Origin of the sequence: Spirabiliibacterium falconis, assembly GCF_014885015.1 — a bacterium.
Classification (GTDB): Bacteria; Pseudomonadota; Gammaproteobacteria; order Enterobacterales; family Pasteurellaceae; genus Spirabiliibacterium; species Spirabiliibacterium falconis.
This window is the reverse complement of the sequence record NZ_JABMIJ010000006.1, coordinates 40,012-53,739: the sequence shown is the minus strand read 5'-3', so window position 1 is coordinate 53,739 and position 13,728 is coordinate 40,012. Positions and strand designations below refer to the sequence as shown.

The 13,728-nt window shown below is 41.6% G+C and carries 9 protein-coding genes; 6 read left to right on the top strand and 3 right to left on the bottom strand.

The window, feature by feature from the left end; genetic code table 11:
• Positions 1-8: 8 nt before the first annotated feature.
• Both HPC40_RS02860 and HPC40_RS02855 read left to right on the top strand, forming a co-directional pair.
• Positions 9-617: a TIGR04211 family SH3 domain-containing protein gene (locus tag HPC40_RS02860; protein WP_208117980.1), complete on the top strand. Its 609-nt coding sequence runs from the start codon at positions 9-11 to the stop codon at positions 615-617.
• Positions 617-1,894 (top strand): multifunctional CCA addition/repair protein, encoded by a 1,278-nt coding sequence (locus HPC40_RS02855; protein ID WP_208117979.1) that lies wholly within the window; start codon positions 617-619, stop codon positions 1,892-1,894. The genes HPC40_RS02860 and HPC40_RS02855 overlap by 1 nt, the downstream gene beginning before the upstream one ends.
• Here HPC40_RS02855 and HPC40_RS02850 read toward each other — a convergent pair.
• Complete coding sequence (locus tag HPC40_RS02850; RefSeq protein WP_208117978.1) at positions 1,872-2,750, bottom strand: endonuclease/exonuclease/phosphatase family protein; 879 nt, start codon at positions 2,748-2,750, stop codon at positions 1,872-1,874. The genes HPC40_RS02855 and HPC40_RS02850 overlap by 23 nt on opposite strands.
• Positions 2,751-2,860: 110 nt before the next feature.
• On the opposite strand from HPC40_RS02850, the gene HPC40_RS02845 reads away from it, so the two are divergent.
• The gene (locus tag HPC40_RS02845) at positions 2,861-4,216 is read left to right on the top strand and encodes a cation:proton antiporter (RefSeq protein WP_208117977.1); all 1,356 of its coding nucleotides are present in this window, start codon (positions 2,861-2,863) and stop codon (positions 4,214-4,216) included.
• Position 4,217: 1 nt separating this feature from the next.
• On the top strand, positions 4,218-7,712 hold the full coding sequence (dnaE, locus tag HPC40_RS02840) for a DNA polymerase III subunit alpha (protein WP_208118296.1): 3,495 nt from the start codon (positions 4,218-4,220) through the stop codon (positions 7,710-7,712).
• Positions 7,713-9,328: 1,616 nt separating this feature from the next.
• On the opposite strand, the gene HPC40_RS02835 is transcribed toward dnaE, so the two are convergent.
• Positions 9,329-10,648, bottom strand: a complete 1,320-nt coding sequence (locus tag HPC40_RS02835) for an anti-phage deoxyguanosine triphosphatase (protein WP_208117976.1) — start codon at positions 10,646-10,648, stop codon at positions 9,329-9,331.
• 156 nt (positions 10,649-10,804) lie between these two features.
• Between HPC40_RS02835 and trhP the strand changes: the two genes are divergently transcribed.
• Positions 10,805-12,172 (top strand): prephenate-dependent tRNA uridine(34) hydroxylase TrhP, encoded by a 1,368-nt coding sequence (trhP, locus tag HPC40_RS02830; protein WP_208117975.1) that lies wholly within the window; start codon positions 10,805-10,807, stop codon positions 12,170-12,172.
• On the opposite strand, the gene HPC40_RS09445 is transcribed toward trhP, so the two are convergent.
• The gene (locus HPC40_RS09445) at positions 12,134-12,259 is read right to left on the bottom strand and encodes a hypothetical protein (protein WP_268932801.1); all 126 of its coding nucleotides are present in this window, start codon (positions 12,257-12,259) and stop codon (positions 12,134-12,136) included. The two genes, trhP and HPC40_RS09445, sit on opposite strands and share 39 nt — an antisense overlap.
• A 72-nt stretch (positions 12,260-12,331) precedes the next feature.
• Between HPC40_RS09445 and HPC40_RS02825 the strand changes: the two genes are divergently transcribed.
• Positions 12,332-13,726, top strand: a complete 1,395-nt coding sequence (locus tag HPC40_RS02825) for an SLC13 family permease (protein ID WP_208117974.1) — start codon at positions 12,332-12,334, stop codon at positions 13,724-13,726.
• The last annotated feature ends 2 nt before the right edge of the window (positions 13,727-13,728 follow it).

Below are 13,728 nucleotides of genomic sequence, written 5' to 3'. Positions count from 1 at the left end.
GGATTTCTATGAAAAATAGATTGAAAACACTCACTATAACCGCACTTTCTCTTTGTTTTGCTGCCCCAATTTTAGCGGATACGCGTTATGTTACCGACGATTTAGGCACCTATCTTCGTAAAGGTGCGGGTGATGAATATCGTATTTCAGGCTCGATTAAAGCAGGCGAAAAAGTTAATGTGCTTAATCAAAAAGATAAATACAGCTTAATTCGCGATAGTCGCAACCGTGAAGGATGGATTTTAAGCAGTGAATTATCCACTGAGCCGAGTGGAAAAACGCAAGTGCCTGCACTCAAAAATCAAATTCAGGAGCTGAGTTTAAAACTCAATAAAATTGACGAAGAATGGCAACAACGTGTCAGTGAAATGCAACGCCGAACGCGCCAAGCCGAAGCACAAAGCAGTCAATTACTAGAACAAAATAGTCAATTAAAACGGCAACTTACCACCGTACAAAATAAAAATAAAGAATATGAAGCCCTGTTAAGTGCCGAAAAACAAGAGATCATTATTCGCTGGTTCTTATACGGCGGTTCGGTTATGTTGGTCGGCTTATTGTTGGGCTTAATTATCCCACGTTTATTTCCACGCCGTCGGCGTGATGGCTGGGCGTAATGCAAAGTGCGGTCAACCCTCAAATTTATCTCGTAGGCGGCGCAGTGCGCGATCGCCTACTAGGATTGGAGGTTGTTGATCGCGATTTCGTTGTTGTAGGGACAACCCCACAGGTCATGTTAGCGCAAGGTTTTTTACAAGTTGGCAATCAATTCCCTGTATTTTTACACCCGCAAACTCACGAAGAATATGCCCTTGCACGCATTGAACGCAAATCAGGGCACGGCTATCAAGGATTTAATGTCGATTTCCCTCCAAGCGTCACACTTGAGCAAGATCTCAAACGGCGTGACTTAACCATTAATGCCATTGCCGAAAATGAACACGGTGAAATTATCGATCCTTACGGCGGACAACACGATTTAGCCAACCGCACTTTACGCCACATTTCTGATGCGTTTAAAGAAGATCCACTGCGGGTGTTACGAGTGGCACGATTTTATGCCCGATTTGCCCATCTCGGTTTTACGATTGCACCTGAAACCCTTGCCCTAATGCGTGATATGGCTAAAAGTGGTGAACTGGCATTTCTCACACCTGAACGCGTGTGGTTGGAATGTGAAAAAGCACTGTTAAGTCAAAATCCAGAGCATTTTTTCTCTGCGTTGCATGAATGCGGCGCACTGGCGATTCTCTTTCCAGAAATCGATGCACTATTTGGCGTACCTAATCCTGCCAAGCATCATCCTGAAATTGACAGCGGTATCCATACGCTAATGGTATTGCATCAAAGTGCACTACTAACCGCTAATGAAAGCAGTGAGCGAAAAATCAAAGTGCGGTTTGCTGCACTCACCCACGATTTAGGGAAAGCACTAACGCCTAAGGACATTCTCCCCCATCATTATGGGCACGAAGAACGTGGCGTGCAGCCAACTCAACAGCTCTGCCAGCGACTAAAAGTGCCAAGTGCGGTTGCGCACTTTGCTATCTTAAGTTGCCGTTATCATTCTCATATTCATCGTATCACCGAGATGAAAGCCAGCACCATTATTCGCTTTTTTGATCGTATTGATGTATGGCGTAAGCCCGATAATCTGACTGATTTAACCCTTGTCTGCACAGCCGATAGTCGTGGGCGTACGGGATTTGAAAATGCGGTTTATCCACAAGCTGCGTTAGCGTTGCAATTATATCGTGCTGCCTGTCAAACGAATGTGCAAGACATTATTACAAGCGGATTTCACGGTGCACAAATTCGTGAACAATTAACAAAAACGCGTATCGCATTAGTGCAACATGCCAAAGCGCAACTTATTCTAGCTGAAAATCCATAATTAGTGGGTTGTGATCGGAAGCAGTTGTTTTCTCTGTCCACGCATTCACTATCTTGAGATCACGCACGAAAATATGATCTAGCCTATTGTGCATAAAGTGTTTACGAAAGTCAGGATTAAATTTCACTGCCCGCATGCCATACTGCTCCACTAACCGCATTAATAAGCGCATTCTACGTGCTCGCCAACTGTTAAAATCGCCTGCTAAAATGATAGGACCTTGATGATGACTGATCAGTTCAAACATCGCTTTAAGCTGCTGCTCGTAATTTTTCGGATTCCATTCAAAATTCACTAAATGAACGTTAATTAGCAATAAAGTGCGGTGATCTGGCAGGGTAAAGTGAGCGGCTTGGGCAATTTTAGGAATGCGAATCCAAGGCTCTTGCTCTGACGCGATACAATAGCGATGAGGACGGTAATTCGCTAACAACATCACACCCGACATATCATTATGGTAAGAAAATGTCCCAGCGTGAATGCCGTACCACGGCTTCGTGTGTGGCAAAATATCGGCGATTTGATTATGCTGTGTTGCTTCTTGTAACAAGAGAAAATCCGCCTGTGTAGCATAATGCTGTAACGTTTCTTGCCAACCAGCATCTTCACCTTTGTGTATATTCCAATTCACTAAACGAAAGCGTATTTTATCGGTGATCGGTTGTGTTTGGGGGTGTTCAAAACAGCGTAAATTATGCGTACGTTGCGCCAATTGCTCGCTATGAGTCGGTGCTGGCAAATTGATGGTGTCAATTTCAGGCTGAGTAAAAATTTTTAAGGGTTTAATATACTGATAAGCCACGACTACTCCTAAAATAACTGCGCCCAGCCACCATATTTTGCGTTTATGTTTCATTCATTTTGCCTGCTCAACACGTTAGACAACTAATATAACAATTTGTTGCTTTACATACGAAGGGGAAATTGGTTTAATTTGCGCAATTATAGTTAGAAAAGGTGTAATTGATGGGTATTTATACCTATATTTGTTTTTTATCGGCAGTGTCTATTTTAATTGGTTTTATCACAAGCAAGATCAGTGCACGCATTCAGTCAACAATTGCAATTAGTGCAACCGCAATGGTGGGTTCACTTATCTTACTGATTTGTGGTGCACTGGGTTGGTTTAGTCTAGAAAATCTCGCCACCAATGTCATGCAACAAATTGATTTTAAAAGTTTTCTATTAAATGGCATTTTAGGTTTCTTGCTATTTGCTGGCGCACTGGGGATTAAAATTCCCATTTTAAAAGATCAAAAATGGGAAATTGCGGTCTTTGCACTGTTTTCTACGCTTGCGTCAACCTTTTTTATCGGCATTTTAATTTATTTCGCCGCCCATCTCATTGCCCTCCCCATTCCATTTATTTATTGTGTGTTGTTTGGGGCATTAATCTCACCAACCGATCCCATTGCGGTGTTAGCCATTATCAAAAACTTACGCGCGCCTAAGCGGCTCTCAATGCAAGTTGAAGGAGAATCATTATTTAATGACGGCGTAGGTTTAGTGATTTTCGTTACGATCTTTACCGTCGCATTTAGCGGTGAAGATCCCACTTTTAGCGGTATTTTAAGTCTGTTTTTGCATGAAGCCATAGGTGGAATTGCATTTGGGCTTATACTCGGCGTGATCGCGCATTACCTTATCTCTGCAACGGATGACGGCAGTATGGAAATCTTACTCACGCTGACCATTCCAACCGCGGGCTTTATTTTAGCCAATCATTTGCATGTTTCTGGTGCTCTAGCAATGGTCGTATCAGGCATTATGGTGGGTAACTGGACGCGCAATAAAGGTTTTTCTGAGCAAAGTCAGCGTTATTTGGATCATTTCTGGGAAATGATTGATCATTTTCTCAATTCACTTCTCTTTTTGCTGATTGGACTTGCCTTATTACTTATTACGGTATCTTGGCAAAGCCTAATTCTACTCTGTCTTGCTATACCGATTTGCCTGATTTCACGGTATTGTAGCCTATGGATTCCATACCAATTCTTTCGTTTTTACCGCACTTACAATCCATATACCCTCAAAATTATGACGTGGGGCGGTTTACGCGGCGGATTAGCACTTGCAATGGCATTATCCATTCCAAGCGGTGTGGCCAATATTGCGGATAGCGGTCTTGATGTGCGTGATGTTATTTTGGTCATGACTTATGCAGTGGTGATGTTTTCTATTTTAGTGCAAGGTGTTACTATTGAAAGTATGATACAAAAGGCTAAAAAAGTTGATCCGAATAAGGAGGATTATCTACGCCCAGCTAGTCGATTGATCAAACACAAACATAATGACGATCTCAACGCCTATTTATCAAAATAATATGCAAAATATTCAAACGCAAAACAATGCACGCTTTGTACATCTTCAAGTACACAGTGATTTTTCTATGGTGGATGGCTTAGCCAAAGTTAAGCCCCTTGTTGCACAGTGCGCTGAAAACACCATGGTCGCCATGGCACTGACCGACTTTAGTAACTTTTGTGGCTTAGTGCGTTTTTATGGCGAAACTTTAAGCAAGGGCATCAAACCGATTATTGGTGTTGATGTGTTAGTGCAAAGTGAACTTGCAGGAAATGAGCCTTTTGCCTTAACGCTATTGGCTAAAAATAACGACGGTTATAAAAATATCACACTGTTGGTCTCCAAGGCCTATCAACGGGGCTATTTCAATAAACCGACGATCGATCAAGATTGGCTCATTGAACATAAAGACGGCATCATTATTCTCTCAGGTGGGCGTAATGGCGATGTAGGACGTTTTTTGGTTAATAATCAACTCGGTGCTGCTGAAACCGCACTTTCGTTTTATCAAACGCATTTTCCTGACCATTATTACCTAACGCTTGTTCGCACAGGCCGTGAAAACGAAGAATTATATATCCAACAAGCTATTCCATTGGCGCAAAAGCACCATATTCCCATTGTTGCCACAAATGAAGTCTGCTTTTTAAAACAAGATGATTTTGAGGCGCATGAAATTCGCGTCGCCATCCATGATAGCTATACACTCGATGATCCTAAACGCCCTCAACGGTATAGCAACCAGCAATACCTAAAAAGCGAACAGGAAATGTGCGAGTTGTTTGCTGATATTCCACAAGCTATCGAAAATTCCCTTATGATAGCCCAACGCTGTAATGTCACGATTCGACTGGGGCAATATTTTCTTCCTCAATTTCCAACGGGCGAGCTAAGCACAGAAGATTACCTCATCAAACGCGCAAAAGAAGGATTAGAAGAGCGGCTAACCGCACTTTTTCCTGATCCTAAAGTGCGGTCAGAAAAACGGCCAACGTATGACGAACGATTACAAACTGAGTTGGACGTGATCAACCAAATGGGGTTCCCTGGCTACTTTTTAATCGTGATGGAATTTATCCAGTGGTCAAAAGATAATGACATTCCTGTTGGACCAGGGCGAGGCTCGGGTGCTGGCTCTTTAGTCGCATATGCCCTAAAAATTACCGATCTTGACCCTTTAGCATTTGATCTTCTCTTTGAGCGTTTTTTAAACCCTGAACGGGTATCCATGCCAGACTTTGACGTTGATTTTTGTATGGATGGACGTGACCGCGTAATTGATCATGTGGCAGATATGTATGGACGTGACGCGGTGTCACAAATCATCACCTTCGGAACGATGGCTGCCAAAGCGGTAATTCGAGATGTGGGGCGAGTACTTGGGCATCCTTATGGTTTTGTCGATCGCATTGCAAAATTAATTCCGCCAACACCAGGAATGACACTAGCTAAAGCCTTTGAAGAAGAACCACAATTAGGGCAAGCCTACGATAGCGATGAAGAAGTGAAAGCCTTGATTGATATGGCGCGCAAATTAGAAGGCGTAACTCGCAATGCAGGCAAACATGCTGGAGGGGTTGTTATTTCGCCTACCACTATCACCGATTTTGCCGCACTTTACTGTGATCCTGAGGGGCTACACCCTGTCACCCATTTTGATAAAAACGATGTGGAATATGCAGGGTTAGTAAAATTTGACTTTCTCGGTTTGCGTACCTTAACCATTATAAAATGGGCAGTGGATATGATTAACGCACGTTTGGCTCGAGAAGGTAAAGAACCCGTTGCGATTGATCGAATTCCATTAGATGATGAAAAAGCCTTCAAACTGCTACTCGATGCACAAACAACTGCCGTTTTTCAGCTTGAATCACGAGGGATGAAAGATCTCATTTCACGCTTAAAACCTGACTGCTTTGAAGATATTATCGCATTAGTCGCACTCTTTCGTCCTGGCCCTCTCCAATCGGGCATGGTGGATAATTTTATCCGCCGTAAACACGGAGAAGAAGAGATTTCATACCCAGATGCACAATATCAACATGAATCGCTCAAGCCTATTTTAGAACCTACATATGGCATTATTCTCTACCAAGAGCAAGTGATGCAAATTGCCCAAGTGCTTGCAGGTTATACACTTGGTGGTGCAGACTTATTACGCCGAGCGATGGGTAAGAAAAAACCTGAAGAAATGGCAAAACAGCGTAGTGTTTTTGAACAAGGTGCAATCCAAAATAACATCGACGGCGATTTGTCGATGAAAATCTTCGATTTGGTAGAGAAATTTGCCGGCTACGGCTTTAATAAATCGCATTCTGCTGCTTATGCACTAGTATCTTATCAAACACTATGGCTGAAAGCCCATTATCCCGCGGAATTTATGGCTGCCGTCATGACATCAGAGATGGATAACACCGACAAAATTGTTGGTTTCTATGATGAATGTTTGCGTATGGGGTTGACCGTATTACCGCCAGATATTAATAATGGAGAATACCGCTTCAGCGTTAATGAGAAAGGTGAAATTGTCTATGGACTGGGGGCTATCAAAGGGGTTGGAGAAGCCCCTATTAGCACGATTATTGACGCCAGAGCAGCAAATGGACGGTTTAAAGATTTATTTGATTTGTGCGCGCGTGTTGACTTGAAAAAAATTAATCGACGCACATTTGACAACCTCATTCTCTCAGGTGCGTTTGATAAACTCGGACCGCATCGTGCCGCACTTGCCCAAAATTTACAAGACGCATTAAAAGCCTCCGATCAACACGCTAAAGATGAAGCAATGGGGCAAGTCGATATGTTTGGAGTCCTCACGCAAGCCCCTGAAGAAGTCGAAATTGCTTATGCTAATACACCAAAATGGTCAGAAAAAACGATTCTTGAAGGTGAGCGTGATACATTAGGGCTATATTTAAGTTCACACCCTATTAGCCCCTATTTAAAAGAGCTTTCCCACTATTGTAAAAATCGAATAACCGATCTTAACCCAACACGCCGTGGGCAGCTTGATAGTGCGTATGGCTTAATTGTTAATTCGCGTATTGCCGTGACAAAAAAAGGAAATCGTATTGGTATTATCACACTTGATGACCGCTCAGGACGACTTGATGCGACCTTATTTGGAGAAACATTAGAGCAGTATGGAGAATACCTAAGCAAAGATAATATTGTCATTATTACAGGACAAATCAGTTTTGATGATTACTCACAAGGACTACGCATGAATGTGCGTGAATTGCAAACTCTTGATCAAGCGCGCAGTCGCTATGCAAAAAGTCTTGCCTTAAGTGTGAGTGAAGATATGCTAACACCGCACTTTGTTAATGAACTCAAAACCCTACTCACACCACATAGTCACGGTGTATTACCCATTAATATTTATTATCATAGTGCACAAGGGCGAGCGAGATTACATTTAGGCACCCAATGGCGAATCACACCAAATGATACCCTATTAGATACACTATCAGGTATACTCGGTGAACAACAAGTTGAGTTAGAATTTGAATAATATTCAATATTATCCAGCTTTATCAACTAGTTATAAACCACTCATCCAATATTATAGGCCCTCTGGTGGGCCACTTCTACTGCTTACACACCCTTTGAACATATATAGGCGAAGCGAAAGCACTATGTTGTCAATGATCTTCTAAAATTGAACCACAAAGATCTATCAAAAGTGATCCACTTTGATTATTCTCTATTGGTTAATTACGATGTTTAAATTGGTAAAATTCATCCCCCATTTCCAGTATATTCATGGAATTGACTCATTAGATAAAGCAATAACGAACCGCTCTTTTAACCAAAAGGCAGATAACCTAATTCATCCAAAATAACACCATCTTGACCGTTATTTGTAGGATAAGTTTAAATTACTTTGTTCCCTTGTCTAATTCAAATTGATTAACTTAAAAAACAAACCTTATAACCTTGCTCTGTCACTTGTAGCCCTAGTGCTGTTGCTAAGTGGGCTTTATTCCAGGACGTCCAACGAAAATATGATTGAGAACGGCTTCTACAGTAGGTAATCCTCGCTATAAAGCAAGTTCTGCAGCTATTATTCCTACATATTCACCAAAATCCCTTATTAAATGCCCACTCTTTAGCCTGTTTTATCTGTTTACTACGGTGGATTATTATAACTCCCTCTTGATATTACACCACCGAAATAGGCAAAGACATGATTATGGGTATCCATTAGCCTTTCTAAGGTTTGCCTAAAATAAGCTCAAGAATGACACAGTCGAAAATGAGTAGGAGGTTTATTCATCCCTGCTTGAAGATAATCAATCAATAGTATTTCATAAGGGGCTAATTTAGGGAAAATAGTGTGTTGTCGTTGATATTGGGGAAATTCAACAAAAGCGAAGTTTTTCAGCAATTTTACGTTGATAAAGCTCAGCTTTATGATAAAGACGGCGAATTTTTAAGATAGTTTCCATACAAAGCATACCAGGTTATTCTCTGTTTAAATAACAAGGAGTTTATCAAAAGACGCAGTCGATCACTTTTCAATAATCTTACCGCAATCCGCCTGGTTCATTTTTACATGAAAAGTAACAATTGAAACGATGGCAATTACACAAGCTCTCATAGTTATAAAAAATGAATGTTAAGGAGGTATTAGAATAATAGTACTTTTATTTAAAAGAGGAGAGAAGATTAGAATGAGATGGTGCCCGAGGCCAGACTTGAACTGGCCTCGGGCACCATTTAAAATAGTCAATAAATTCAAAAAGATAGTCGCTAAATAAGGCGGCTTTTTTATGCCTAAACGCCACCGCACTTTTGCAAAATTTCCCCGCTGGTGGCTGTTCGGTGGCTGTTATTTAAAAGTGACATTTGCAAAACGTCACAACAGCCACTAGTAGCAACAGCCACCGCGTAACAATTAATATTAATATTTATATTTTATTTCAAGATATTACGCCAGTATGTGACGAAAATTAAAAATTACCATTTTCTATAAAACCGTGATCATTATCACATTATTAAACAAAAGTTAAATTTGTTGTTGAAATGTAACAAAGAAACATTATAATGAAGTCATACCCTAAAAAGTATGACTCCAAATACTTCGCCCTTCTGATGAAGGGCTTTTTTTTGCCTTAAGTTTGACGTTTATAGCTGTTGATACACTTTTAACGCATAGGAATCTGACATTCCTGCAATGTAGTCACAAATCACACGTTTTTTATCGTGCTCTGCGGCATTTTTCCAGCGATTAGCGGTATTGGTTGGTAATAATCTCACGGGGTCCGCATCAAAAATTTGAAATAATTCTGTGAGAATGCGCTGCCCTTTGTACTCAATTCGCTGGGTATTCACGTGGCAAATAACGTAATCACGCACAAAACATTTGAAAATACGCAATACTTCTATCACTTCTTCAGGCAATTCGGCATTAAAACGCAAAAGTGCGGTCTGAAATGCAGGTTGTATTTTCCAGCGAACGGCGGTGATAAAAAAATTTACCAGTGCACCAATGGCATTTTTGCGTTCAAAATGTAAAGGTGAAAATAGATTGTCTGTGAGGCAATCAATATGTTCACGAATCCAACGAGAGTGGCACTGTTTTAATTGGGTCAGTGCCTGTTGCCAATGTTGTAAATTAACTACCCCGACGACAATCGCATCTTCTAGATCATGTACCGCATAGGCAATGTCATCGGCCAGTTCCATAATGGAACAGTCAAGTGATTTATAACGTGTTTTAAGATGTTGCTCCGCGTAAGTACGCTCTTGAGTACTACAAAATTCAGCTCGTTCCTGTGCATTTAATGGGGCTAACACCCAATCAAAAATAGCTTTATCATCGCGAAAAAGCCCTTTACCTGGTCGCCATTGATTCATATTAATATAGCGTGGATCACGCACTGAAGGCGTTGCCATGTGGGCATACTGCGGTGATGATGTATCCAATAATGTAGGATATTTAATGACGCCAAGCAAAGTTCTACGCGTTAAATTCATACCCGCACTTTGCGTATATGGCTCTAACTTGGTTAAAATGCGAAATGTTTGAGCATTCCCTTCAAATCCCCCATGTTGCCACATCATATAATTGAGTGCGATCTCCCCGCCGTGCCCAAAAGGAGGATGCCCAATGTCATGTGCAAAACAGAGTGACTCAATCAATGAAATCGTCGGCAATGTTGCCTTCGCCTGTTCTGCCAGATGTGCAGATCCTAGCTTTGCCAGTACATTCGGTTGTTTGAGTTGCATTCGCAAACTGCTACCAATTTGCGCCACTTCCAAAGAATGCGTCAAACGTGTACGATAAAAATCATTCTCCCCGACGGCATGAATTTGCGTTTTAGCTTGCAAGCAACGAAATGCTGCTGAATGCAAAATCCGCCCACGATCTCGTTGGAAGGGAGAACGATGATCATTGTCACGTGCATTATCATCTTGAATTCGATCAACCCAAATGCGATCCATTTTTTAGCCTTATACTCTTGAAATATAGTGCGATTATAACCGCACTTGACGGAAATTCAATCAGATTGCTTGCACCGCCCCAAACAAAAGACTAAAATTGCCGCCCCTATACCGCACTTTGGTATAGCCTGACCTGACATCAGAAAGAGACATTTTATGACAACACAAAAACCTGAGCTTCTCTCACCTGCGGGCTCATTGAAAAATATGCGTTATGCCTTTGCTTATGGTGCTGACGCCGTTTATGCAGGGCAACCTCGTTATAGTTTGCGGGTGCGTAATAACGAGTTTAATCACGCCAATTTGAAAATTGGTATTGATGAAGCACACGCATTAGGCAAAAAATTCTATGTGGTTGTGAATATCGCACCTCACAATTCAAAATTAAAAACCTTTATTCGTGATCTCACCCCTGTGATAGACATGCAGCCTGATGCGTTGATTATGTCGGATCCTGGCTTAATTATGCTAGTGCGCGAACATTTTCCTGAAATGCCTATTCATCTTTCCGTACAAGCTAACGCTGTAAACTGGGCAAGCGTGAAATTTTGGCAGCAAATGGGGTTAAGCCGCGTGATTTTATCTCGAGAATTATCACTCGATGAAATTGCGGAAATTCGCACGCATGTGCCTGAAATGGAGCTAGAGGTCTTTGTACACGGTGCATTGTGTATGGCATATTCTGGGCGTTGCTTATTATCAGGTTATATTAATAAACGAGATCCTAATCAAGGCACCTGTACAAACGCATGCCGCTGGGAATATAACGTTAAAGAAGGGCAAGAAAACGAATTGGGCGAGATTGTGGACGCCTCACAACGCATTGAGGTGAAAAACGTTGCCCCAACACTGGGAGAAGGTGCAAGCACAGATAAAGTGTTTCTCTTAACCGAAGCCCAGCGTCCAGATGATGAAATGACCGCATTTGAAGATGAGCACGGCACTTATATTATGAACTCTAAAGACTTACGAGCCGTGCAGCACGTAGAGCGTTTAACCGCACTTGGGGTTCATTCCTTAAAAATTGAAGGTCGTACTAAATCATTTTATTATTGCGCCCGCACCGCACAAGTTTATCGCAAAGCCATTGATGATGCCGCCGCGGGCAAACCTTTTGATGAAAGCCTCATGACGACGCTTGAATCACTCGCGCATCGTGGTTATACCGAAGGCTTTCTGCGCCGTCATACCCACGATGAATACCAAAATTATAATTATGGCTATTCTATTTCGGATAAACAGCAATTTGTCGGGGAGTTTACAGGCGTACGCAAAGAGAATCTGGCGGAAGTGGCGGTGAAAAACAAATTTTTGCTCGGCGACGAAGTTGAAATGATGACACCGCAAGGCAACGTAGTCTTCAAAATTGAAAAAATGCTCAATCGTAAAGGTGAACATGTCGATGCGGCTCTTGGTGATGGGCATTTTGTCTTTCTTGAAGTGCCTGCCGATCTTGATCTTAATTATGCACTATTAATGCGTAACTTAGTCAACGCGAATACACGCAATCCACACAATAAATAGCAAAGTGCGGTCTGACCGCACTTTCATTTTCAACACGATGAAAATCGCATTAACATCACATAAACTGTAACCCAGTTCACACATCATATAAAAGATTTTTTATTTTTAGTTGTGATTATGTTAAAAATTATACCTAAAATAATCTATTAGGATAAAACTATGACAACATCATCAAATTACTGGCAACGATTAAAATCCTACCGCAGTGGGATTATTTTTCTATTGGATGTCATTCTGCTGTTTATTTTATGTAATACGTTACCTTTCTCACCAACTGAGAATCGCGGCTTGGCACTGTTATGTTTCATCGGCATTTTATGGTTGACCGAGGCATTTAATATCACGGTAACATCCCTGATGGTGCCCGTTGTAGCAATCTTACTGGGGCTGATCAATACCAAAGCGGCACTTGCCCCTTTCGCCACGCCGATCATTTTTATGTTTTTTGGTGGATTTGTGTTAGCAGCGGTGTTGCGTCTACAAGAGTTAGATAAGCTCATCGCACACTATATTATCCGCCTCGCTGGAGGTAATTTAGCATTAACGGTGGTATATCTCTTCACGGTTACTGCATTTTTATCCATGTGGATCAATAATACCGCAGTAGCTGCAATGATGTTACCCCTCACCTTAGGGCTATTGCGTGATATTGATTATAAACAAAACCGCACTTTATATATTTTTATTCTGCTTGGTATGGCGTTTAGCTCAAGCATTGGTGGGATCGGCACGCTCATTGGCAGTGCGCCCAATGCCATTTTAGCCTCACAATTAGATATTTCCTTTGCCGAATGGCTGAAATATGGCTTTCCAGTGATGATGCTATTAATGCCATCAATGATTATTGCACTATGGCTTATCTTACGCCCTAATTTTAATATTCAATTCACATTTAACATGGAAAAAGTCACACTTGATCGACAAAAATGGTTAACATTGATTATTTTTGGATTGACCGCACTTATCCTGGTTTTCAGCTCGCTCATTAACCCTATGTTGACAACACTGTTAAATTTAAGCGAGAAAATTCAAAGCTTTGATAGCATTATCGCATTAACTGCGGTAGTGGCACTCACTGCCAGTGGGGTGGCACGCTGGAGCGAAGTGCAAAAACACGTCGAGTGGGGCGTATTGCTACTCTTTGGCGGCGGGCTCACATTAAGCGTGGTACTTAAAAGTTCAGGTGCAAGCCATATTCTTGCCGACAGCATCGTGCAATTTATCGGAAATAAACATTGGTTAATCATCACATTAGTGCTGACCTGCTTTATCATCTTTTTGACTGAATTTACCTCAAACACTGCCAGTGCGGCATTGCTAATGCCTATTTTTATTTCCGTTGCCGACAGCCTTAACGCACCGCCAATTGCATTAGCTGCCATTATTGCGTGTGGGGCAAGCTGTGCCTTTATGCTCCCCATCGCTACGCCACCCAATGCGATTGTTTATTCCACAGGCTATATCAAACAATCTGATATGGCAAAAGTGGGGATCGTGTTGAATATATTCTGTGTGCTAGTGATCGGTCTCTTAGCATACTATTTCTGGCTATAAGC